At 47.6% G+C, this 21,584-nt stretch carries 22 protein-coding genes and 2 pseudogenes; 11 read left to right on the top strand and 13 right to left on the bottom strand.

What is annotated here, in order from left to right; translation table 11 throughout:
* Positions 1–45: 45 nt before the first annotated feature.
* Complete coding sequence (gene hns, locus KXD89_RS12520; RefSeq protein ID WP_001287378.1) at positions 46–459, bottom strand: histone-like nucleoid-structuring protein H-NS; 414 nt, start codon at positions 457–459, stop codon at positions 46–48.
* 604 nt (positions 460–1,063) lie between these two features.
* Here hns and tdk point away from each other — a divergent pair.
* A complete protein-coding gene (tdk, locus tag KXD89_RS12515; protein ID WP_000068077.1) occupies positions 1,064–1,681 on the top strand; it encodes a thymidine kinase in 618 nt (205 codons plus the stop codon).
* A 281-nt stretch (positions 1,682–1,962) separates the two neighbouring features.
* Here tdk and KXD89_RS12510 read toward each other — a convergent pair.
* A pseudogene (locus KXD89_RS12510) lies at positions 1,963–2,859 on the bottom strand (IS4 family transposase).
* A gap of 123 nt (positions 2,860–2,982) precedes the next feature.
* Entirely contained in the window at positions 2,983–5,658 is a 2,676-nt protein-coding gene (gene adhE / locus KXD89_RS12505; RefSeq protein ID WP_000301651.1) for a bifunctional acetaldehyde-CoA/alcohol dehydrogenase, read from the bottom strand.
* 392 nt (positions 5,659–6,050) lie between these two features.
* Between adhE and ychE (KXD89_RS12500) the strand changes: the two genes are divergently transcribed.
* Positions 6,051–6,104 (top strand): protein YchT, encoded by a 54-nt coding sequence (gene ychE / locus KXD89_RS12500; protein WP_211180492.1) that lies wholly within the window; start codon positions 6,051–6,053, stop codon positions 6,102–6,104.
* A 30-nt stretch (positions 6,105–6,134) separates the two neighbouring features.
* Positions 6,135–6,782, top strand: coding sequence for an NAAT family transporter YchE (gene ychE, locus KXD89_RS12495; protein WP_000616554.1), 648 nt, complete (start codon positions 6,135–6,137; stop codon positions 6,780–6,782).
* 157 nt (positions 6,783–6,939) lie between these two features.
* On the opposite strand, the gene KXD89_RS12490 is transcribed toward ychE (KXD89_RS12495), so the two are convergent.
* Positions 6,940–7,236 carry a hypothetical protein gene (locus tag KXD89_RS12490; RefSeq protein WP_001211520.1) on the bottom strand — a complete coding sequence of 99 codons (297 nt, stop codon included), beginning with the start codon at positions 7,234–7,236 and terminating at the stop codon, positions 6,940–6,942.
* A 283-nt stretch (positions 7,237–7,519) separates the two neighbouring features.
* On the opposite strand from KXD89_RS12490, the gene oppA reads away from it, so the two are divergent.
* The 5 genes from oppA to oppF all read left to right on the top strand — a co-directional run bounded on the left by oppA (position 7,520) and on the right by oppF (position 13,106).
* Positions 7,520–9,151, top strand: a complete 1,632-nt coding sequence (oppA, locus tag KXD89_RS12485) for an oligopeptide ABC transporter substrate-binding protein OppA (RefSeq protein WP_001407612.1) — start codon at positions 7,520–7,522, stop codon at positions 9,149–9,151.
* 85 nt (positions 9,152–9,236) lie between these two features.
* Positions 9,237–10,157 carry an oligopeptide ABC transporter permease OppB gene (gene oppB, locus KXD89_RS12480; protein WP_000911112.1) on the top strand — a complete coding sequence of 307 codons (921 nt, stop codon included), beginning with the start codon at positions 9,237–9,239 and terminating at the stop codon, positions 10,155–10,157.
* A gap of 14 nt (positions 10,158–10,171) precedes the next feature.
* Positions 10,172–11,080, top strand: a complete 909-nt coding sequence (gene oppC / locus KXD89_RS12475) for an oligopeptide ABC transporter permease OppC (protein WP_000979661.1) — start codon at positions 10,172–10,174, stop codon at positions 11,078–11,080.
* 11 nt (positions 11,081–11,091) lie between these two features.
* Positions 11,092–12,105 (top strand): murein tripeptide/oligopeptide ABC transporter ATP-binding protein OppD, encoded by a 1,014-nt coding sequence (gene oppD, locus KXD89_RS12470; RefSeq protein WP_000110948.1) that lies wholly within the window; start codon positions 11,092–11,094, stop codon positions 12,103–12,105.
* Positions 12,102–13,106 (top strand): murein tripeptide/oligopeptide ABC transporter ATP-binding protein OppF, encoded by a 1,005-nt coding sequence (oppF, locus tag KXD89_RS12465; protein ID WP_000994905.1) that lies wholly within the window; start codon positions 12,102–12,104, stop codon positions 13,104–13,106. The genes oppD and oppF overlap by 4 nt, the downstream gene beginning before the upstream one ends.
* A 52-nt stretch (positions 13,107–13,158) precedes the next feature.
* On the opposite strand, the gene KXD89_RS12460 is transcribed toward oppF, so the two are convergent.
* Together KXD89_RS12460 and cls are read right to left on the bottom strand one after the other, a co-directional pair.
* Positions 13,159–13,488 (bottom strand): HI1450 family dsDNA-mimic protein, encoded by a 330-nt coding sequence (locus KXD89_RS12460; RefSeq protein ID WP_000366959.1) that lies wholly within the window; start codon positions 13,486–13,488, stop codon positions 13,159–13,161.
* Between the two features lie 34 nt (positions 13,489–13,522).
* The gene (gene cls / locus KXD89_RS12455; protein ID WP_000214516.1) at positions 13,523–14,983 is read right to left on the bottom strand and encodes a cardiolipin synthase; all 1,461 of its coding nucleotides are present in this window, start codon (positions 14,981–14,983) and stop codon (positions 13,523–13,525) included.
* A gap of 142 nt (positions 14,984–15,125) precedes the next feature.
* Here cls and KXD89_RS12450 point away from each other — a divergent pair, with 142 nt between their 5' ends.
* A complete protein-coding gene (locus KXD89_RS12450) occupies positions 15,126–15,299 on the top strand; it encodes a YciY family protein (protein WP_001309467.1) in 174 nt (57 codons plus the stop codon).
* 54 nt (positions 15,300–15,353) lie between these two features.
* Here KXD89_RS12450 and kch read toward each other — a convergent pair whose 3' ends face one another.
* On the bottom strand, positions 15,354–16,607 hold the full coding sequence (kch, locus tag KXD89_RS12445; protein WP_001295624.1) for a voltage-gated potassium channel protein: 1,254 nt from the start codon (positions 16,605–16,607) through the stop codon (positions 15,354–15,356).
* A gap of 299 nt (positions 16,608–16,906) precedes the next feature.
* On the bottom strand, positions 16,907–17,203 hold the full coding sequence (locus KXD89_RS12440) for a YciI family protein (RefSeq protein WP_000967595.1): 297 nt from the start codon (positions 17,201–17,203) through the stop codon (positions 16,907–16,909).
* 223 nt (positions 17,204–17,426) lie between these two features.
* Here KXD89_RS12440 and tonB point away from each other — a divergent pair, with 223 nt between their 5' ends.
* Positions 17,427–18,146 (top strand): TonB system transport protein TonB, encoded by a 720-nt coding sequence (gene tonB / locus KXD89_RS12435; RefSeq protein ID WP_001360141.1) that lies wholly within the window; start codon positions 17,427–17,429, stop codon positions 18,144–18,146.
* A 39-nt stretch (positions 18,147–18,185) separates the two neighbouring features.
* On the opposite strand, the gene yciA is transcribed toward tonB, so the two are convergent.
* The 4 genes and pseudogenes from yciA to KXD89_RS12415 all read right to left on the bottom strand — a co-directional run.
* Positions 18,186–18,584, bottom strand: coding sequence for an acyl-CoA thioester hydrolase YciA (yciA, locus tag KXD89_RS12430; protein WP_000108160.1), 399 nt, complete (start codon positions 18,582–18,584; stop codon positions 18,186–18,188).
* Positions 18,585–18,688: 104 nt separating this feature from the next.
* Positions 18,689–19,228, bottom strand: a complete 540-nt coding sequence (locus tag KXD89_RS12425) for a septation protein A (RefSeq protein WP_000808667.1) — start codon at positions 19,226–19,228, stop codon at positions 18,689–18,691.
* 29 nt (positions 19,229–19,257) lie between these two features.
* A complete protein-coding gene (locus tag KXD89_RS12420) occupies positions 19,258–20,001 on the bottom strand; it encodes a YciC family protein (protein WP_000028545.1) in 744 nt (247 codons plus the stop codon).
* 27 nt (positions 20,002–20,028) lie between these two features.
* Positions 20,029–20,118 (bottom strand): annotated as a pseudogene (locus tag KXD89_RS12415) (YkgJ family cysteine cluster protein); the annotation flags it as partial.
* A 239-nt stretch (positions 20,119–20,357) separates the two neighbouring features.
* Between KXD89_RS12415 and ompW the strand changes: the two are divergent.
* Entirely contained in the window at positions 20,358–20,996 is a 639-nt protein-coding gene (gene ompW, locus KXD89_RS12410; protein WP_000737226.1) for an outer membrane protein OmpW, read from the top strand.
* A gap of 59 nt (positions 20,997–21,055) precedes the next feature.
* On the opposite strand, the gene KXD89_RS12405 is transcribed toward ompW, so the two are convergent.
* Complete coding sequence (locus KXD89_RS12405) at positions 21,056–21,562, bottom strand: ferritin-like domain-containing protein (protein ID WP_001079505.1); 507 nt, start codon at positions 21,560–21,562, stop codon at positions 21,056–21,058.
* Between the last annotated feature and the right edge of the window lie 22 nt (positions 21,563–21,584).

Raw genomic sequence — 21,584 nt, 5'->3', positions numbered from 1 at the left:
ATCCCGCCGCTGGCGGGATTTTAAGCAAGTGCAATCTACAAAAGATTATTGCTTGATCAGGAAATCGTCGAGGGATTTACCTTGCTCATCCATTGCTTTTTTGATTACAGCTGGAGTACGGCCTTGGCCAGTCCAGGTTTTAGTTTCGCCGTTTTCGTCAACGTAGCTATATTTTGCCGGACGCTGAGCACGTTTAGCTTTGGTGCCAGATTTAACGGCAGCAAGGCTATTCAGCAGTTCGTTCGGGTCAATACCGTCAGCGATCAGCATTTCGCGATATTGCTGCAGTTTACGAGTGCGCTCTTCAACTTCAGCAGCAGCCGCGCTTTCTTCTTCGCGACGTTCGTTAACAACAACTTCTAATTTTTCCAGCATTTCTTCCAGCGTTTCAAGTGTACATTCTCTTGCCTGCGCACGAAGAGTACGGATGTTGTTCAGAATTTTAAGTGCTTCGCTCATTGTAGTAATCTCAAACTTATATTGGGGTGGTTTGTTGAGGTAATAATAGAGCCTTAAATTCAGTTGTGCAATAGCCAGGAATGTAAGGAATTCAAAATTGTTCTTTATTTTGTGCCGCCAATAAATATCTTTTCATAAAATTAGCCAGAAAAGACGCGGCATATAGCCCTATTTACACCGATGATTTCGCAGCACGTGAGGTTAAAACTTCCTGATTCATGTCACATTTTATGGGGAGATTATCGTAGGCTGACGACCTTTCAGTCTTCTGTATTAGTTGTGTTTACGAGAATTCCCTATTAAGCGAATGATGAAAAGTAGAACAGTCGCAATAAGAGCATGGACTTAGTATTGCACTATCTCCTGGAGGTCAACAGAGGGCTATTACTTGCGCAACAGGTTAAAGATTGTGAATAGTTACCAGCAGTCATTTACCCGCTTATAACAAGCGAGGCAGTTGTAATGATAGCTCAGAAGGATTATGCAAGGCTTCGTAAGGGAGAACGCATATACCCACTTCTGTGCATACTGTTGAGCTGAAAAACTGACGAATTATGATAAACTCCAGCCAACTTTATTTCATATCATTGAGGGCCTGTGGCTGATGGCACAGCTATATTTCTACTATTCCGCAATGAATGCGGGTAAGTCTACAGCATTGTTGCAATCTTCATACAATTACCAGGAACGCGGCATGCGCACTGTCGTATATACGGCAGAAATTGATGATCGCTTTGGTGCCGGGAAAGTCAGTTCGCGTATAGGTTTGTCATCGCCTGCAAAATTATTTAACCAAAATTCATCATTATTTGATGAGATTCGTGCGGAACATGAACAGCAGGCAATTCATTGCGTACTGGTTGATGAATGCCAGTTTTTAACCAGACAACAAGTATATGAATTATCGGAGGTTGTCGATCAACTCGATATACCCGTACTTTGTTATGGTTTACGTACCGATTTTCGAGGTGAATTATTTATTGGCAGCCAATACTTACTGGCATGGTCCGACAAACTGGTTGAATTAAAAACCATCTGTTTTTGTGGCCGTAAAGCAAGCATGGTGCTGCGTCTTGATCAAGCAGGCAGACCTTATAACGAAGGTGAGCAGGTGGTAATTGGTGGTAATGAACGATACGTTTCTGTATGCCGTAAACACTATAAAGAGGCGTTACAAGTCGACTCATTAACGGCTATTCAGGAAAGGCATCGCCACGATTAATAAGAATTTCTTTACTGACAGGGTGAGCAGGGCACTTTTATCCTGTCAGTTCGTTTTACGCACTTCTTCCGGGCTATATACCCTTCTCGGCAGTTTTTTAACGCCGCTATACGCCTCACAGGGCTCTTAAGCACCGACGTTGACTTGTGACCTGTAAAGTACAATATCCCTGTGTTTAGGCGTTATACATCGTCGCAAATATGATGAAGGCTAATGCTGTCGGTTTATGGAAAAGTTGCTTTGGGTAAACAAAAAATACGGCCCCAGAAGGGCAATGCCGTTCACTTAAGAGGAGCGGCACTATGTTTCACAGGATAACGGGTTTTTGATATCTTAACCGACCTCGGCCTTGATGGTCGGGGGCGTTTTGTTATGAACACCACTTCCAGAGCACCCCGAAGATGCTCCAGTCGTTTCGGGATGGTCCCTGGTGACGCCGTGTTTCCCAGCTCTATCATTTCTGATGCGATATTCTTCCACGCAGGCAGTAGCCAGTGGCGGTTACAACCCTTCTGGTTCAGCGTCAGCAGCAGGTCTTCGCTGTAAAAAAGTTTATCAAACAACGTAATAGAGTTATCCGGGATGGTGGCGAGCATGGAGTGGGCCAGCACAGTTTCGCTCTGCCGGTAAGGTGCGGTCACGGCATTCAGCAGAATGTGACTTCCCAGGTTCATTAAGGCCACCAGACGCATAACCGGGTAGGCGTTCTGCCGCTTAGTGGATGTGTTGGCAGACCCATAATATTCACGCAGCTCGGGTTTATCAGGTGTCCTGAACTGTGCGCCATCAATGGCAAAAAGTTGCAGGCCGTGCCAGTCATCCTTCAGGTAACGTTCCGCGCCCCTGTCTGTGCGGTCTGGCGGAAGAGCCATTCCACTGGGGCGGCCCCCACGCGCTGACGCGCCTGGGTGACAGCGCTGCGGGCCAGCAGGTTCATCCCCGCTTCGCCATCCGCGCTCAGGTTCAGACGGCGAACAACATCGGTAATTGGCTCATTGCACCACCATCCAGATAACCATGTCCCCCGGTAAACGACGGCGGCGAACGGTCGCATGAGCAGAAAGCGTCAGGCAGTGTTGTATCCACTCGGTGGGAAGGTGTTCTGCAAATAGTTGTGCAGAGGGCGGAGGCATAAGCGGATGGTCACTGAAATCGAGCAGATCATTGAGAAGTGGCATAAGAAAACGGCTCCCTGTTGTGGAAGCCGTTATAGTGCCTCAGTTTAAGGATCGGTCAACTAATCCTTAACTGATCGGCATTGCCCAGAAGGGGCCGTTTATGTTGCCAGACAGCGCTACTGATTAAGCGGATTTTTTCGCTTTTTTCTCAGCTTTAGCCGGAGCAGCTTCTTTCTTCGCTGCAGTTTCACCTTCTACATAATCACGACCGTAGTAGGTATCCAGCAGAATCTGTTTCAGCTCGGAGATCAGCGGGTAACGCGGGTTAGCGCCGGTGCACTGGTCATCGAATGCATCTTCAGACAGTTTATCCACGTTCGCCAGGAAGTCTGCTTCCTGAACGCCAGCTTCACGGATAGATTTCGGAATACCCAGTTCAGCTTTCAGCGTTTCCAGCCATGCCAGCAGTTTCTCGATCTTAGCAGCAGTACGGTCGCCCGGTGCGCTCAGACCCAAGTGGTCGGCAATTTCAGCATAACGACGGCGAGCCTGCGGACGGTCATACTGGCTGAATGCAGTCTGCTTGGTCGGGTTGTCGTTCGCATTGTAGCGAATAACGTTACAAATCAGCAGGGCGTTTGCCAGACCGTGCGGAATATGGAACTGGGAACCCAGTTTGTGCGCCATTGAGTGACATACACCCAGGAAGGCGTTCGCAAACGCGATACCCGCGATAGTCGCTGCACTGTGAACACGTTCACGCGCTACCGGATTTTTAGACCCTTCGTGGTAGGACGCTGGCAGATATTCTTTCAGCAGTTTCAGTGCCTGCAGAGCCTGACCATCAGAGAACTCAGATGCCAGTACAGAAACATAAGCTTCCATGGCGTGAGTTACTGCGTCCAGACCACCGAAAGCACACAGGGACTTCGGCATGTCCATAACCAGGTTGGCGTCGACAATCGCCATATCCGGAGTCAGCGCATAGTCTGCCAGCGGATATTTCTGACCAGTAGCGTCGTCAGTTACAACCGCAAACGGAGTGACTTCAGAACCTGTACCAGAAGTGGTGGTGACAGCGATCATTTTCGCTTTCACGCCCATTTTCGGGAACTTGTAGATACGTTTACGGATATCCATAAAGCGCAGCGCCAGCTCTTCGAAGTGAGTTTCCGGATGTTCGTACATAACCCACATGATCTTCGCGGCGTCCATCGGGGAACCACCACCCAGCGCGATAATCACGTCTGGTTTGAAGGAGTTTGCCAGTTCTGCACCTTTACGAACGATGCTCAGGGTCGGGTCCGCTTCTACTTCGAAGAAGACTTCAGTTTCAACGCCTGCTGCTTTCAGTACGGAAGTGATCTGATCAGCATAACCATTGTTGAACAGGAAGCGGTCAGTCACGATGAGCGCACGTTTGTGGCCATCAGTAATCACTTCATCCAGCGCGATTGGCAGGGAGCCACGGCGGAAGTAGATAGATTTCGGAAGTTTGTGCCACAACATGTTTTCAGCTCGCTTAGCAACGGTTTTCTTGTTGATCAGGTGTTTCGGACCAACGTTTTCAGAGATGGAGTTACCACCCCAAGAACCACAACCCAGAGTCAGGGAAGGTGCGAGTTTGAAGTTATACAGGTCACCGATACCACCCTGAGACGCTGGGGTGTTAATCAGGATACGCGCCGTTTTCATTTTCTGACCGAAGTAAGAAACGCGAGCCGGTTGGTTATCCTGGTCAGTGTACAGGCAAGAGGTATGACCGATACCGCCCATAGCAACCAGTTTCTCTGCTTTTTCTACCGCGTCTTCGAAATCTTTAGCGCGGTACATTGCCAGAGTCGGGGACAGTTTTTCATGTGCGAACGGTTCGCTTTCATCAACAACGGTCACTTCACCGATCAGAATCTTGGTGTTTTCTGGTACAGAGAAGCCTGCCAGTTCAGCAATTTTATAGGCTGGCTGACCAACGATAGCCGCGTTCAGCGCACCGTTTTTCAGGATAACATCCTGAACAGCTTTCAGCTCTTTACCCTGCAACAGATAGCCGCCGTGGGTTGCAAAACGTTCACGTACAGCGTCATAAACAGAGTCAACAACAACAACAGACTGTTCAGAAGCACAGATTACGCCGTTGTCGAAGGTTTTGGACATCAGTACAGATGCAACTGCACGTTTGATATCAGCAGTTTCATCGATAACAACTGGAGTGTTGCCCGCGCCTACACCGATAGCTGGTTTACCGGAGCTGTATGCGGCTTTAACCATGCCCGGACCACCAGTCGCGAGGATCAGGTTGATGTCTGGGTGGTGCATCAGTGCGTTAGACAGTTCAACAGAAGGTTGATCGATCCAGCCGATCAGATCTTTCGGAGCACCGGCAGCGATAGCAGCCTGCAGAACGATATCAGCCGCTTTGTTGGTGGCATCTTTTGCACGCGGGTGCGGGGAGAAGATAATGGCGTTACGGGTCTTCAGACTGATCAGCGATTTGAAGATAGCAGTTGAAGTCGGGTTAGTGGTCGGAACGATACCGCAAATAATACCGATTGGTTCAGCGATAGTGATGGTACCAAAAGTGTCGTCTTCAGACAGAACACCACAGGTTTTTTCATCTTTATAGGCGTTGTAGATATATTCAGAAGCAAAGTGGTTTTTGATCACTTTATCTTCGACGATACCCATGCCGGATTCGGCAACGGCCATTTTCGCGAGTGGGATTCGAGCATCTGCAGCAGCCAGAGCGGCGGCGCGGAAGATTTTGTCTACTTGCTCTTGAGTGAAACTGGCATATTCACGCTGGGCTTTTTTTACACGCTCTACGAGTGCGTTAAGTTCAGCGACATTAGTAACAGCCATAATGCTCTCCTGATAATGTTAAACTTTTTTAGTAAATCATCTGCTCGAATACGAGAGTATAGTCAGTGCGGTGATGATTTGCTTAACCTATGAAAATCAAAAGCTTACTCGCGCTCACACTCACTGTGATTTACTAAAAGAGTTTAAACATTAGAGTTATTATCTCTAATGCGTCACTTCCAGGTGGCGTAAGCAAGATTACTCACTTCTGGGTACTGATTACGTGATCCAAATCAAATTTTTGCAAAGCTGACACCTTTCAGCATCGCTTTTCGCCATTATAGCTAACAGTTAATAAATTGTAGTATGATTTGGTGGCTACATTAGCATGTTTTGCACAACTAGATAACAATAACGAATGATAGCAATTTTAAGTAGTTAGGAGGTGAAAAATGCTGTCAAAAGGCGTATTGTCAGCGCGTCTTTTCAACCTTATTTATGGCTAACATTATCCGGCTTTTGCTTCGGAGCTAACCGTGATTCAGACCTTTTTTGATTTTCCCGTTTACTTCAAATTTTTCATCGGGTTATTTGCGCTGGTCAACCCGGTAGGGATTATTCCCGTCTTTATCAGCATGACCAGTTATCAGACAGCGGCAGCGCGAAACAAAACTAACCTTACAGCCAACCTGTCTGTGGCCATTATCTTGTGGATCTCGCTTTTTCTCGGCGACACGATTCTACAACTTTTTGGTATATCAATTGATTCGTTCCGTATCGCCGGGGGTATCCTGGTGGTGACAATAGCGATGTCGATGATCAGCGGCAAGCTTGGCGAGGATAAACAGAACAAGCAAGAAAAATCAGAAACCGCGGTACGTGAAAGCATTGGTGTGGTGCCACTGGCGTTGCCGTTGATGGCGGGGCCAGGGGCGATCAGTTCTACCATCGTCTGGGGTACGCGTTATCACAGCATTAGCTATCTGTTTGGTTTCTTTGTGGCTATTGCATTGTTCGCTTTATGTTGTTGGGGATTGTTCCGCATGGCACCGTGGCTGGTACGGGTTTTACGCCAGACCGGCATCAACGTGATTACGCGTATTATGGGGCTATTGCTGATGGCATTGGGGATTGAATTTATCGTTACTGGTATTAAGGGGATTTTCCCCGGCCTGCTTAATTAATTCCTTTCAAATGAAACGGAGCTGCCATGCTCCGTTTACTTCGTCATTATTTTTACTTTGTTCCCGCGCAGTTATCAAAAGCAAAAGGAATAGGTAAAAATATTCTTCTCAAATTACAGTTAGTTATAAGGATTTCCTTAACTGCTTCTCCTCACCATCATGTTATTTTCGCCACATCATAATCCTGGGCTTGCTGAAGAATAATTGAAATGATATTATTAATTCCACTGCCTTTGGTAGAGGAAAGTGCTAAATAATAATCAATTGTTAAATTATTGTGCATTTCACTACTGGAACTGTAATCAGAAAAGATAGACATGCTTAGCCAATCTCTATTTGATTGAATTGAAAGATGTTTGTTAAGGCATGGATGCAAGCTATAGATTCTGATACGGTCAATAAAAGAGAATTGCTTAACAATTTTGCAAAATGTATTGGCGAGTAAGAACCGCATTTGGTACTTTCCGGGCAACCGCCAGACGATTCTTTATTGGTAATGAGAATAATTAACAATTAAAGAGCGTCGCGAAAGAATAATGTGTCTCGACAGGGGAGACACAGTACGAATCGACATAAGGTGATCGTCTGAATCACCAGAATAAATAAAGTCGGTGATAGTAATACGTAACGATAAAGTAACCTGACAGCAGAAAGTCTCCGAGCCTGTGCAGGGTCCCAATCCGGGATTACACATGCTGGTTAATACCAGTAATTATAATGAGGGAGTCCAAAAAACAATTACCAACATCACCAAGAGAAGTTTAGTAGCAGCTGGCGTTCTGGCTGCGCTAATGGCAGGGAATGTCGCGCTGGCAGCTGATGTACCCGCAGGCGTCACACTGGCGGAAAAACAAACACTGGTACGTAACAATGGTTCAGAAGTTCAGTCATTAGATCCGCACAAAATTGAAGGTGTTCCGGAGTCTAATATCAGCCGAGACCTGTTTGAAGGCTTACTGGTCAGCGATCTTGACGGTCATCCAGCACCTGGCGTCGCTGAATCCTGGGATAATAAAGACGCGAAAGTCTGGACCTTCCATTTGCGTAAAGATGCGAAATGGTCTGATGGCACGCCAGTCACAGCACAAGACTTTGTGTATAGCTGGCAACGTTCTGTTGATCCGAACACTGCTTCTCCGTATGCCAGTTATCTGCAATATGGGCATATCGCCGGTATTGATGAAATTCTTGAAGGGAAAAAACCGATTACCGATCTCGGCGTGAAAGCTATTGATGATCACACATTAGAAGTCACCTTAAGTGAACCCGTTCCGTACTTCTATAAATTACTTGTTCACCCATCAACTTCACCGGTGCCAAAAGCCGCTATCGAGAAATTCGGCGAAAAATGGACCCAGCCTGGTAATATCGTCACCAACGGTGCCTATACCTTAAAAGATTGGGTCGTAAACGAACGAATCGTTCTTGAACGCAGCCCGACCTACTGGAACAACGCGAAAACCGTTATTAACCAGGTAACCTATTTGCCTATTGCTTCTGAAGTTACCGATGTCAACCGCTACCGTAGTGGTGAAATCGACATGACGTATAACAGCATGCCGATCGAATTGTTCCAGAAGCTGAAAAAAGAGATCCCGGACGAAGTTCACGTTGATCCATACCTGTGCACTTACTATTACGAAATTAACAACCAGAAACCGCCATTCAACGATGTGCGTGTGCGTACCGCACTGAAACTAGGTATGGACCGCGATATCATTGTTAATAAAGTGAAAGCGCAGGGCAACATGCCCGCCTATGGTTACACTCCACCGTATACTGATGGCGCAAAATTGACTCAGCCAGAATGGTTTGGCTGGAGCCAGGAAAAACGTAACGAAGAAGCGAAAAAACTGCTGGCTGAAGCGGGTTATACCGCAGACAAACCGTTGACCATCAACCTGTTGTATAACACCTCCGATCTGCATAAAAAGCTGGCGATTGCTGCCTCTTCATTGTGGAAGAAAAACATTGGTGTAAACGTCAAACTGGTTAACCAGGAGTGGAAAACGTTCCTCGACACCCGTCACCAGGGTACTTTTGATGTGGCCCGTGCAGGCTGGTGTGCTGACTACAACGAACCAACTTCCTTCCTGAACACCATGCTTTCGAACAGCTCGATGAATACCGCGCATTATAAGAGCCCGGCCTTTGACAGCATTATGGCGGAAACGCTGAAAGTGACTGACGAGGCGCAGCGCACAGCTCTGTACACTAAAGCAGAACAACAGCTGGATAAGGATTCGGCCATTGTTCCTGTTTATTACTACGTGAATGCGCGTCTGGTGAAACCGTGGGTTGGTGGCTATACCGGCAAAGATCCGCTGGATAATACCTATACCCGGAATATGTACATTGTGAAGCACTAATGGCAATACGTGGGGCAGGAGTGTCCTGCTCCACGGTGTCTGATTTTTATCGCATTACAGAAGGCACAGGCCAGAAGGTAGGGCAATGTTAAAATTTATTCTACGTCGCTGTCTGGAAGCGATTCCGACGCTATTTATTCTTATTACTATTTCGTTCTTTATGATGCGCCTCGCGCCGGGAAGCCCTTTTACCGGCGAACGTACTTTACCGCCAGAAGTGATGGCCAATATCGAAGCGAAATATCATCTTAATGATCCGATCATGACACAGTATTTCAGCTACCTGAAACAACTGGCGCACGGTGATTTCGGTCCATCGTTTAAATATAAAGATTATTCGGTCAATGACTTGGTTGCATCCAGTTTTCCCGTTTCTGCCAAACTGGGAGCCGCAGCATTTTTCCTTGCGGTAATACTGGGTGTTAGTGCTGGCGTTATTGCCGCATTAAAACAAAACACCAAATGGGACTATACCGTGATGGGGCTGGCAATGACCGGGGTTGTTATCCCCAGTTTTGTGGTTGCACCATTATTAGTCATGATATTTGCGATCATTTTGCATTGGCTGCCGGGCGGTGGCTGGAATGGTGGGGCGCTTAAATTCATGATATTGCCGATGGTGGCGTTGTCACTCGCTTATATCGCCAGTATTGCGCGTATTACCCGTGGCTCTATGATTGAAGTATTACACTCCAATTTTATTCGTACTGCCCGGGCGAAAGGGTTACCTATGCGGCGGATCATTTTACGTCACGCATTAAAACCTGCTCTGTTACCCGTGCTCTCTTATATGGGCCCCGCATTTGTCGGCATTATTACCGGTTCTATGGTTATCGAAACCATTTATGGTTTGCCGGGGATTGGACAACTGTTCGTTAATGGCGCATTGAACCGTGACTATTCCTTAGTGTTAAGCCTGACCATCCTGGTTGGTGCTTTAACCATTTTGTTTAATGCCATTGTCGATGTGCTATATGCGGTTATCGACCCGAAAATCCGTTACTGATACTGGAGCTCGCGATGATGTTAAGTAAGAAAAACAGCGAGACGCTGGAAAATTTCAGTGAAAAGCTGGAGGTCGAAGGGCGCAGCTTGTGGCAGGACGCACGTCGACGTTTTATGCATAACCGTGCGGCGGTTGCCAGTCTGATAGTGCTGGTGCTGATCGCGTTATTTGTAATCCTGGCACCGATGCTTTCCCAGTTTGCCTATGACGATACTGACTGGGCGATGATGTCCAGCGCCCCGGATATGGAGTCCGGTCACTACTTTGGTACTGACTCATCCGGTCGCGACCTGCTTGTGCGCGTTGCGATTGGCGGGCGTATCTCACTCATGGTCGGTGTTGCTGCGGCACTGGTGGCTGTGGTCGTCGGGACACTTTATGGTTCGCTTTCCGGTTATCTGGGCGGTAAAGTGGATTCGGTAATGATGCGTCTGCTGGAAATCCTCAACTCCTTCCCATTCATGTTCTTCGTCATTTTGCTGGTGACCTTTTTCGGTCAAAACATCCTGCTGATTTTCGTGGCGATAGGCATGGTTTCCTGGCTGGATATGGCTCGTATTGTGCGTGGGCAAACCCTGAGTCTGAAGCGCAAAGAGTTTATTGAGGCGGCACAAGTTGGCGGTGTATCGACATCGGGCATTGTTATTCGCCACATTGTGCCGAATGTACTCGGTGTGGTGGTGGTCTACGCATCACTTCTGGTGCCCAGCATGATCCTCTTTGAATCTTTCCTTAGCTTCCTGGGGTTGGGTACGCAAGAGCCGTTAAGCAGCTGGGGTGCATTGCTGAGTGATGGCGCGAACTCGATGGAAGTCTCTCCATGGTTATTGTTGTTCCCAGCGGGATTCCTCGTGGTGACGCTGTTTTGTTTCAACTTTATCGGCGATGGCTTGCGTGATGCCCTCGACCCGAAAGATCGTTAAGGAGTGCAGCCATGAGCGTAATTGAAACTGCAACTGTGCCGCTCGCACAACAACAGGCTGACGCACTGCTGAACGTGAAAGATTTGCGTGTCACCTTTAGTACCCCGGACGGCGACGTCACGGCGGTCAATGATTTGAATTTTTCCCTACGTGCCGGAGAAACGCTGGGTATTGTAGGTGAGTCTGGTTCGGGTAAATCGCAAACTGCATTTGCGTTGATGGGCCTGTTGGCTGCCAACGGACGTATTGGCGGATCGGCAACCTTCAATGGGCGTGAAATCCTCAATTTGCCAGAGCATGAACTCAATAAACTGCGCGCTGAACAAATCTCAATGATTTTTCAGGACCCAATGACTTCGTTGAATCCCTATATGCGCGTCGGTGAGCAGTTGATGGAAGTGCTGATGCTGCATAAGAACATGAGCAAAGCTGAGGCGTTTGAAGAGTCGGTGCGGATGCTCGATGCGGTAAAAATGCCGGAAGCGCGTAAACGCATGAAAATGTACCCGCACGAATTTTCTGGCGGCATGCGTCAGCGAGTCATGATTGCGATGGCCTTGTTATGTCGACCTAAGCTGCTGATTGCGGATGAACCAACAACTGCGCTGGACGTCACCGTACAGGCGCAGATCATGACGCTATTAAATGAACTGAAGCGGGAATTTAATACCGCCATCATTATGATCACCCACGATCTTGTCGTGGTGGCGGGGATCTGCGACAAAGTGCTGGTAATGTACGCCGGGCGCACGATGGAATATGGCAACGCGCGCGATGTCTTTTATCAACCCGTTCATCCTTATTCTATCGGTTTGCTCAACGCGGTGCCGCGTCTCGATGCGGAAGGTGAAACAATGTTGACCATCCCGGGTAATCCGCCAAACCTGCTGCGATTACCGAAAGGTTGCCCGTTCCAGCCACGTTGTCCGCATGCGATGGAAATTTGTAGTAGCGCACCGCCGCTGGAAGAGTTTACGCCTGGCCGTCTGCGTGCTTGCTTTAAACCGGTGGAGGAACTGTTATGAATGCTGTAACTGAAGGAAGAAAAGTCCTCCTTGAAATCGCCGATCTTAAAGTGCACTTTGAAATCAAAGATGGCAAACAGTGGTTCTGGCAACCGCCGAAAACGCTCAAAGCCGTCGATGGTGTCACTCTTCGCCTGTATGAAGGGGAAACATTAGGTGTGGTAGGGGAATCGGGATGCGGTAAGTCCACCTTTGCTCGCGCCATCATCGGTTTGGTCAAGGCGACCGACGGTCATGTTGCCTGGTTAGGTAAAGAGTTGCTGGGCATGAAACCCGATGAATGGCGTGCCGTTCGCAGTGATATTCAGATGATTTTCCAGGATCCGTTGGCATCGCTAAACCCGCGTATGACCATCGGCGAGATCATCGCTGAACCACTGCGTACTTATCATCCGAAAATGTCACGCCAGGAAGTTCGCGAGCGCGTGAAGGCGATGATGCTGAAAGTCGGGTTATTGCCTAACCTGATTAACCGCTATCCGCATGAGTTCTCTGGTGGGCAGTGCCAGCGTATCGGGATTGCGCGTGCTCTTATTCTTGAACCGAAGCTGATTATCTGTGATGAGCCGGTGTCGGCGCTGGACGTGTCAATTCAGGCACAGGTGGTCAACCTGCTCCAGCAATTGCAACGTGAGATGGGATTGTCATTAATTTTTATCGCTCATGACCTGGCCGTGGTAAAACACATTTCCGATCGTGTGTTGGTGATGTATCTCGGCCATGCGGTAGAACTGGGGACCTATGATGAGGTCTACCACAATCCACTACATCCTTACACCAGGGCATTGATGTCGGCAGTCCCCATACCTGATCCGGATCTGGAGAAGAACAAAACCATCCAGTTACTGGAAGGGGAATTACCGTCGCCGATCAACCCGCCTTCCGGTTGTGTTTTCCGTACCCGTTGCCCGATTGCCGGTCCAGAGTGCGCCAAAACACGTCCTGTTCTGGAGGGGAGTTTCAGACACGCCGTTTCTTGCCTGAAAGTCGATCCGCTTTAAAAACAATAAGGGCTGACAGTTGTCAGCCCTTTTTCACGCTAAAAGCGATTATTTATTCCCGCCAGATGATATGGCAAAGTTTGTGATCTTTTTCGCGGCATAACAGAATGCGGGCAAAAACATCGTTGATTTCACCATCTTCACTGTCCGCCAGACCAATCACCACTTCGGCAAAAAAGTCCGGGTTCAAATCGAAATCAACATGTTCCTGCCAGTCTTCCGCCGGATCGAATAACTCCGCGCCGCCGCGCTCTTCAAACTGAAGATTGAACAGCAGAACATCAGCTGGATCGAGATTGTCGGCAGCCAGTTCGAGAAAAATATCGTAGGCCTGTTCAAGCGTTTCATCTTCAGTCAGGCGATTGTTTAGATCCATATCCATAGTTACTACCTGTTTAACCTCTGTTGGCGACGTTTTACAGCAACGGACTGAAGAAGTAAAACAGTCGCTCGGCGACACGTTGCCATAATGGACGTTTTAGCCATAAACGGGCATCGAGCAGACGTGAACGCGAAATATAATCGTCCTGAACGGCGGCGAGGTCAGCACCAAAACCTTTATCGTCGATTGCCAGGGTAATCTCGAAATTTAGCCACAGACTACGCATATCAAGGTTAACTGTGCCAACCAGACTTAGTTCGCCATCGACCAGCACGCTCTTGGTATGCAGTAACCCGCCTTCAAACTGATAAATTTTAACCCCAGCAGCCAGCAGTTCCGTAAAGAATGCGCGACTGGCCCAGCCGACCAGCATCGAGTCATTTTTTCGCGGAAGGATAATACTGACATCCACCCCGCGCTGCGCCGCCGTGCAAATCGCATGAAGTAAATCATCGCTTGGCACAAAGTAGGGCGTGGTCATGATCAAATATTCACGCGCCGAATAAGCCGCAGTCAATAATGCCTGGTGAATGAGATCTTCCGGAAAGCCGGGGCCAGAAGCAATTGTGTGAATGGTGTGACCGCTGGCCTGTTCAAACGGCATAATATTGACATCTGGTGGTGGCGGCAGAATACGTTTTCCGGTTTCAATCTCCCAGTCGCAGGAATAAATAATCCCCATCGCGGTGGCGATAGGGCCTTCCATACGCGCCATCAGATCAATCCATTGCCCTACGCCCGCATCTTGTTTGAAGTAGCGAGGATCGACCATATTCATGCTGCCGGTGTACGCGATGTAATTATCGATCATGATCATCTTGCGATGTTGGCGCAGGTCCATACGGCGTAAAAACACACGCATCAGATTGACCTTTAAGGCTTCGACCACTTCAATACCGGCATTACGCATTAGCTCGGGCCACGGGCTGCGGAAAAAAGCCACACTCCCGGCGGAGTCGAGCATCAATCGGCAATGAATGCCGCGTCGCGCAGCCGCCATTAATGATTCAGCCACCTGGTCCGCCATGCCGCCGGGCTGCCAGATATAAAACACCATCTCAATATTATGGCGCGCGAGCTGGATGTCGCGGATTAACGCCTGCATCACATCATCTGACTCGGTCATCAGTTGTAGCTGATTCCCTTTGACCCCAGCGATCCCCTGACGACGCTCGCAAAGCTTGAATAATGGCGCAGCGACACTGCTATTTTCTTCGGCGAAGATATGCTTACAGGCTTTAAGGTCGTTAAGCCATTTTGCGGTGGAAGGCCACATCGCTCTGGCGCGCTCAGCGCGGCGTTTGCCTAAATGGAGCTCGCCAACGGCAAGATAGGCAATAATTCCGACTAACGGCAGAATGTAAATAATCAACAGCCAGGCCATCGCGGAGGGAACTGCGCGTCGTTTCATTAGAATGCGTAAAGTTACGCCTGCAATGAGCAACCAGTATCCCAGAATGGCCAACCAACTCACCAACGTATAAACGGTTGTCATAGATTAGAAATCCTTTTGAAAGCGCATTGTTATGAGTTTACGCATATGGATTCATCTGGCAAATAAAAACGCGGGAAAAGCACTGGTCAGCGTCGGGGGTGGGGGTATAATGACCATTCTGTTATTGCATAGAGTAGTTAACATGAAGCGGAGTAGAACGGAAGTGGGGCGCTGGCGCATGCAGCGTCAGGCTAGCCGACGTAAATCGCGTTGGCTTGAGGGGCAATCGCGCCGAAATATGCGTATCCACAGCATCAGGAAGTGCATTCTAAACAAACAGCGTAACTCGTTATTGTTTGCGATCTACAATATCTAAATGTACTGGGCACCATTGCGGTGCCCAATAAGTTTACTCTTCCGTCTTTAAACTCTATTTTTGCGCCGATTCTTTACTGTCAGCTTTCGTTTCTAGTTCATCGTTATCGCTGAAAATACCATGACCTGAGTTCAACAACATTGAAACGAGCATATCATTATTAATCTCTTCACCATTTAAAACTCGCGCCAGAATTTCGCTGCCAAACAGTTGCGGTGAGAGAATGATATCCGGATGTACCATCTTAATCTTATTCAGGTTTTTGCTATCACTGACGGCGAGAACTGTTTTGACATCACTGCTCATATCTTTTGCCGAGAGTACAACAAACGCGTTATCTGCATCGTTATCACTCAGCGCCAGAATGGCCCGGCAACGATCGATTCCCGCTTTCTTTAATACAGAACTGTCATTACTGTCACCGGGGATAACATCAGCATTATCGCCTAAGCGTTGCTCAAGTTGCTTGATATCATCTTCAGGCAAGTTGCTGATAACCGTTACGTTTTGTCCGCGTTGATTCAGTTGCAGGATCGTATTGATGGCGAGAATCGAATGTCCGCAAACAATAAAATGATCTTTACGATGCATTGTATGATTGTTTCCTTTTACAAGTTTGTTGAATCCCCCGCGGATAAGCGGACCAAAAATTGAGGTCATAGATGTGGCAAAAACGGTAATGCCGGAAATAATGACCGAAATAGTGAACAATCGTGCTGATTCAGAAACAGGGACAATATCGCCATAGCCGACGGTTGACATGGTTTCTATCGAAAAATAGAACGCGGTCATCAAACTTTCTATTCGCGGATTAAAACCTTCGCTTAAATAAAGCGCACCGTAGGTTGAGTAAAACAGTAATGTCGTGAAACTAATAAATGCAAAAATTGTCCCGGCTGCGGCGCTACTGTGGGAGAAGTCTTTGCGCAGTATCAGCAAAAACACCAGCGTAAAAATGCAAAATCCAATACTAAATTTCAGCCAGGGATAAAAATGCAGGGTGTAAATTAGCGCTATCAACAACAAAATGATACTGATTGCCCATGCGAGCTTTGCCCGGAACAGTAAGCCAATGGAGTTCAGGACAAGAAAGACGCCGAGCATAAAGAGTGGGGCGTTTGCCAGCAAGGAGAGATCCAACTCTGAAAATGCTTTGATATGGAAAATATCAAGCAAATTGACCGACATACCATAGATTGTTTTAAAAATAAGCAATCCATTTAAAAAGACGGCCAGCGCGAGAATGTCGTGCCGAAGGGTCACCCATAAATTTGTTGCTGTTTGTTTGAATGTAGCCCAGTGACTCACTGATACCTCTGTAACCACAATTTTGTTTAATTATCTTAGCGTGCACATTTTCTGAACATACATGCAGCGCGTGAATGTGTTAAACAATAGTAGATGACTTTATCCGCAGTAATCAAAGGATTTGAGCGAGCAACTGTACCTCAGGAAAGGTCATTTTTCCTGAATATGCTCACATCATATAAAGAAATACAGATAAAGTTATTATCTGCTTGTGGTGGTGAATGCACTGACCGGCTATAAGGAAAGGCCAAACAAGAACACGGTTGCAAAAACCGTGCCCTTAAATATTGAATCTCTATTCAGAACACTTTCTTAAATGGTTTCACTGAAACGTGTTCATAGACTCCTGCCGCTACGTACGGGTCAGCATCGGCCCAGGCCTGAGCTGCTTCCAGCGATTCAAATTCAGCAATAACGGTTGAGCCAGTAAATCCCGCAGCCCCTGGATCGTTACTGTCTACCGCTGGCATTGGACCAGCTGTCAACAAACGACCTTCATCATGCAGTAACTGTAAACGTGCTAAATGTGCCGGACGAACGGAAAGGCGTTTTTCGAGGCTATCAGCTTTGTCTTGAGCGTAAATAACATACAACACGGGCACAACTCCTTGTTCGGGAAAGTTGTAAAGTACGTTATTTGAAAGGGCGAAGATCTGCAACGGAAAGATGATGTCTTTGTTAAGGCCATGCATAAAGTAAGGGTAATTACGCCAAAAATGACATTTTCACTGATCCTGATCGTCTTGCCTTATTGAATATGATTGCTATTTGCATTTAAAATCGAGACCTGGTTTTTCTACTGAAATGATTATGACTTCAATGACCCTTGATTTACCTCGCCGCTTCCCCTGGCCGACGTTACTTTCGGTCTGCATTCATGGTGCTGTTGTGGCGGGTCTGCTCTATACCTCGGTACATCAGGTTATTGAACTACCTGCGCCTGCGCAGCCGATTTCTGTCACGATGGTTACGCCTGCTGATCTCGAACCGCCACAAGCCGTTCAGCCGCCACCGGAGCCGGTGGTAGAGCCAGAACCGGAACCTGAGCCGATCCCCGAACCGCCAAAAGAAGCACCGGTGGTCATTGAAAAGCCGAAGCCGAAACCTAAGCCAAAACCGAAGCCGGTGAAAAAGGTACAGGAGCAGCCAAAACGCGATGTCAAACCCGTAGAGTCGCGTCCGGCATCACCGTTTGAAAATACGGCACCGGCACGCCTGACATCAAGTACAGCAACGGCTGCAACCAGCAAGCCGGTTACCAGTGTGGCTTCAGGACCACGCGCATTAAGCCGTAATCAGCCGCAGTATCCGGCACGAGCACAGGCATTGCGCATTGAAGGGCAGGTTAAAGTTAAATTTGACGTTACGCCGGATGGTCGCGTGGATAACGTACAAATCCTCTCAGCCAAGCCTGCGAACATGTTTGAGCGTGAGGTGAAAAATGCGATGCGCAGATGGCGTTATGAGCCGGGTAAGCCAGGCAGTGGGATTGTGGTGAATATCCTGTTTAAAATTAACGGCACCACCGAAATTCAGTAAGCAGAAAGTCAAAAGCCTCCGACCGGAGGCTTTTGACTATTACTCAACAGGTAAGGCGCGAGGTTTTCCTTCAGGATCAACCGCGACATACTTAAATAATGCTTCTGTCGCTTTATAGCGTTGCCCAATTGGTTCAGACGCTACTTTTTTCACCCACACTTCAATATTAATGCTGACCGATGTCGTCCCTTTCTGGACACAGCGTGCATAGCAGCACACCACATCGCCGACCGCAACCGGCCGTAAGAAAGTCATTCCTTCAACCCGCACAGTCACTACGCGACCGTGGGCAATTTCTTTTGCCAGAATAGCGCCGCCAATATCCATTTGTGACATTAACCAACCACCAAAGATGTCACCATTGGCATTGGTATCGGCGGGCATGGCTAAAGTACGTAAAACAAGATCGCCCTGAGGGACGTTATGTGTTGTAGACATGGTAAAACCGACTTAAAAGGAAAATCACAGGCGCGATGCTACTATGATTTTCCTGAGGAGAACAGAGGAGATACAGCGCCAGCCCCGAAGGACTGGCAGTCTGGTTAGGATTTATCTTCCTGCGGCATGTGGCGGTAGATATAGATACCGCTTAACAATGTGAAGATTAAGGTAAGGGCGGTCAGGCCAAAGACTTTAAAGTTGACCCAAATATTTTGCGGCAGCCAGAATGCGATGTAGATGTTTGCCAGACCGCAAAGGATAAAGAAAACAGCCCAGGCCAGATTCAGCTTCGACCATACCGGTTGCGGCAGCGTGAGTTCTTTACCCAGCATCCGCTGAATTAGCGGCTTTTTCATCACCCATTGGCTGACTAACAGGGCTCCCGCAAATAGAGCATAAATGACAGTAACCTTCCATTTAATAAACTCATCATTGTGGAAGAACAGCGTCAAGCCACCGAAGACGACCACCAGAACAAAAGTGATCAGGGCCATCTTCTCAACCTTACGAAAGCGAACCCAGCTATAGATAAGCACAATCGCCGTGGCGACGATCAGCGCCGCAGTAGCCGCATAGATGTCATAAATCTTGTAAAACGCGAAAAAGACAACCAGCGGTAAAAAATCAAGAAACTGCTTCATTTTACGATTCCGTAATCAAATGCTTAAGGTTATTGGCGAATCAACATATACAGGCGGAACAGATAGATGAGCAATATGGCTGAAATCAGGTTGCTCAAGGTGTTCGCCAGTACGGCACCAATTTCCGGGGTTAATGCGGCAAAAGAAGAGGCAAAAAGCAGCAACAGTGTTTTTGCCAGCAACCAGCTCAGTACTGCGGGTGCCACCAGACGCATATTCGCCCAAGTCAGCCGCATACTGCTACGCATCGAGGCAAAAACGCCCATTTTGTCCTGTACCAACATCACCGGTGCCAGGGCCAGTAAAATGGCCATGATAATTCCCGGAACGACCACCAGCATGATGCCAATCTGTACTAAAAGGGTAGTCAGAAAAATCAGAATAAATAACTTTGGCAATATCGGCGCACTGGCACCAATAGCTCGCAGCGCACTGACTCTCTGACCCGCAGACACCAGCTGGATAATTAATATTACGCCTCCGGCGAGAATGGCGTTACCGATTAATCCTGAAAAAGTGGACGCCGCTGAAGCCTGCAGCAAAATTTGTTGCTGTTCCGGTGACATATTCTGAACCAGGTCGAACAACCCACTACTGCCGCTAACGGGCACGCCGTCATTGAGCTGCGCAAGCTGTGCATCACTGGGTGAGAAAACATGCCCTAACACCACTGTGATAAACGCACATAGCAACGATACCAACAGAATGGTCATAAATTGATTACGGAAGAAATTTCCGGTGTCACGGTATACGGACTGCGCCGTGATAGACATGCACTCTCCTTGAGTTTTATGCAGGTGTTAATTAGCGGGCAATTGTACCCTGGTTAAGCCTCGGGTGGCAGCATCAGGTCTTGTATGGAAAAGCATATCTTTGTAAAGCGGAGGTAATTGCTGGCCTTCAGGCATGGGCAAATCGCGGCAAGTGGCGACCGAGTTAATATTTGCGTAGCGAAAATATTTAAAAATTGATTTAAATCACATTAACCAGGATTCTCAATGCAACTTCTAAATTAATCCAGATCAATAAAGGGTGAATTATCATATGTAATGTGATCTATGTAGGATCATTTGTTACTCCAATGTAGGTATATTCGTCACGTTTTTATAACCATAACGACGGAGCGGATATGAAAAAGTTAACAGTGGCGGCTTTGGCAGTAACAACTCTTCTCTCTGGCAGTGCCTTTGCGCATGAAGCAGGCGAATTTTTTATGCGTGCAGGTTCTGCAACCGTACGTCCAACAGAAGGTGCTGGTGGTACGTTAGGAAGTCTGGGTGGATTCAGCGTGACCAATAACACGCAACTGGGCCTTACGTTTACTTATATGGCGACCGACAACATTGGTGTGGAATTACTGGCAGCGACGCCGTTCCGCCATAAAATCGGCACCCGGGCGACCGGCGATATTGCAACCGTTCATCATCTGCCACCAACACTGATGGCGCAGTGGTATTTTGGTGATGCCAGCAGCAAATTCCGTCCTTACGTTGGGGCAGGTATTAACTACACCACCTTCTTTGATAATGGATTTAACGATCATGGCAAAGAGGCAGGGCTTTCCGATCTCAGTCTGAAAGATTCCTGGGGAGCTGCCGGGCAGGTGGGGGTTGATTATCTGATTAACCGTGACTGGTTGGTTAACATGTCAGTGTGGTACATGGATATCGATACCACCGCCAATTATAAGCTGGGCGGTGCACAGCAACACGATAGCGTACGCCTCGATCCGTGGGTGTTTATGTTCTCAGCAGGATATCGTTTTTAATTCCGCACAAAAACGACCCCGTAATATACGGGGTCAATAAGGACATGGTATAAAGGGTATTATTTCTTCGCTTCTACGCCATCAGTTTCAGAGCGAATTAAAAATTTCTCAGTTGTTTGCGGAATATTCTGAATCAGCCAGTCGGCCATTTGCTTTTCCTCATTTAAAATCGCTTCGATGGTTGGAATTGAAGCTGTATCACCGGCATTTTTTGCTGCTGCTAATAGTGAGGTGTAACAGGCGATTTCAAATTGCTCGAAGACATATCCGCTAATAGAGCCTTTGACTATTTCATCAGAAGGGAATATACCACCGATTGACTGCCCAAGCGCAGCCATTTTACTCATGGAATCTTTAATGACTGAACGTGAAATGTCATTACGATCAAGAATAGTTTCCAGTTGAACAATCTGGTTTTTGGTTTCACTAAGATGTTGTTCAATACGAGCGCGTAGTTCAGGATAATTATCTATACGGCTGGCCATGGATTCAAGCATAGATTCGGCTTGCTTTTCCATTGCGTGGGCGTCACGTAACCAGTCATGATAATGTTCAATACGATTCATGAAAATGTCCTCTTTATAAAAT

This window comes from Escherichia sp. TC-EC600-tetX4, assembly GCF_019356055.1.
Lineage (GTDB): Bacteria > Pseudomonadota > Gammaproteobacteria > Enterobacterales > Enterobacteriaceae.
Note: the sequence above shows the minus strand (reverse complement) of the source record. Positions and strands in the feature narration are given on the sequence as shown.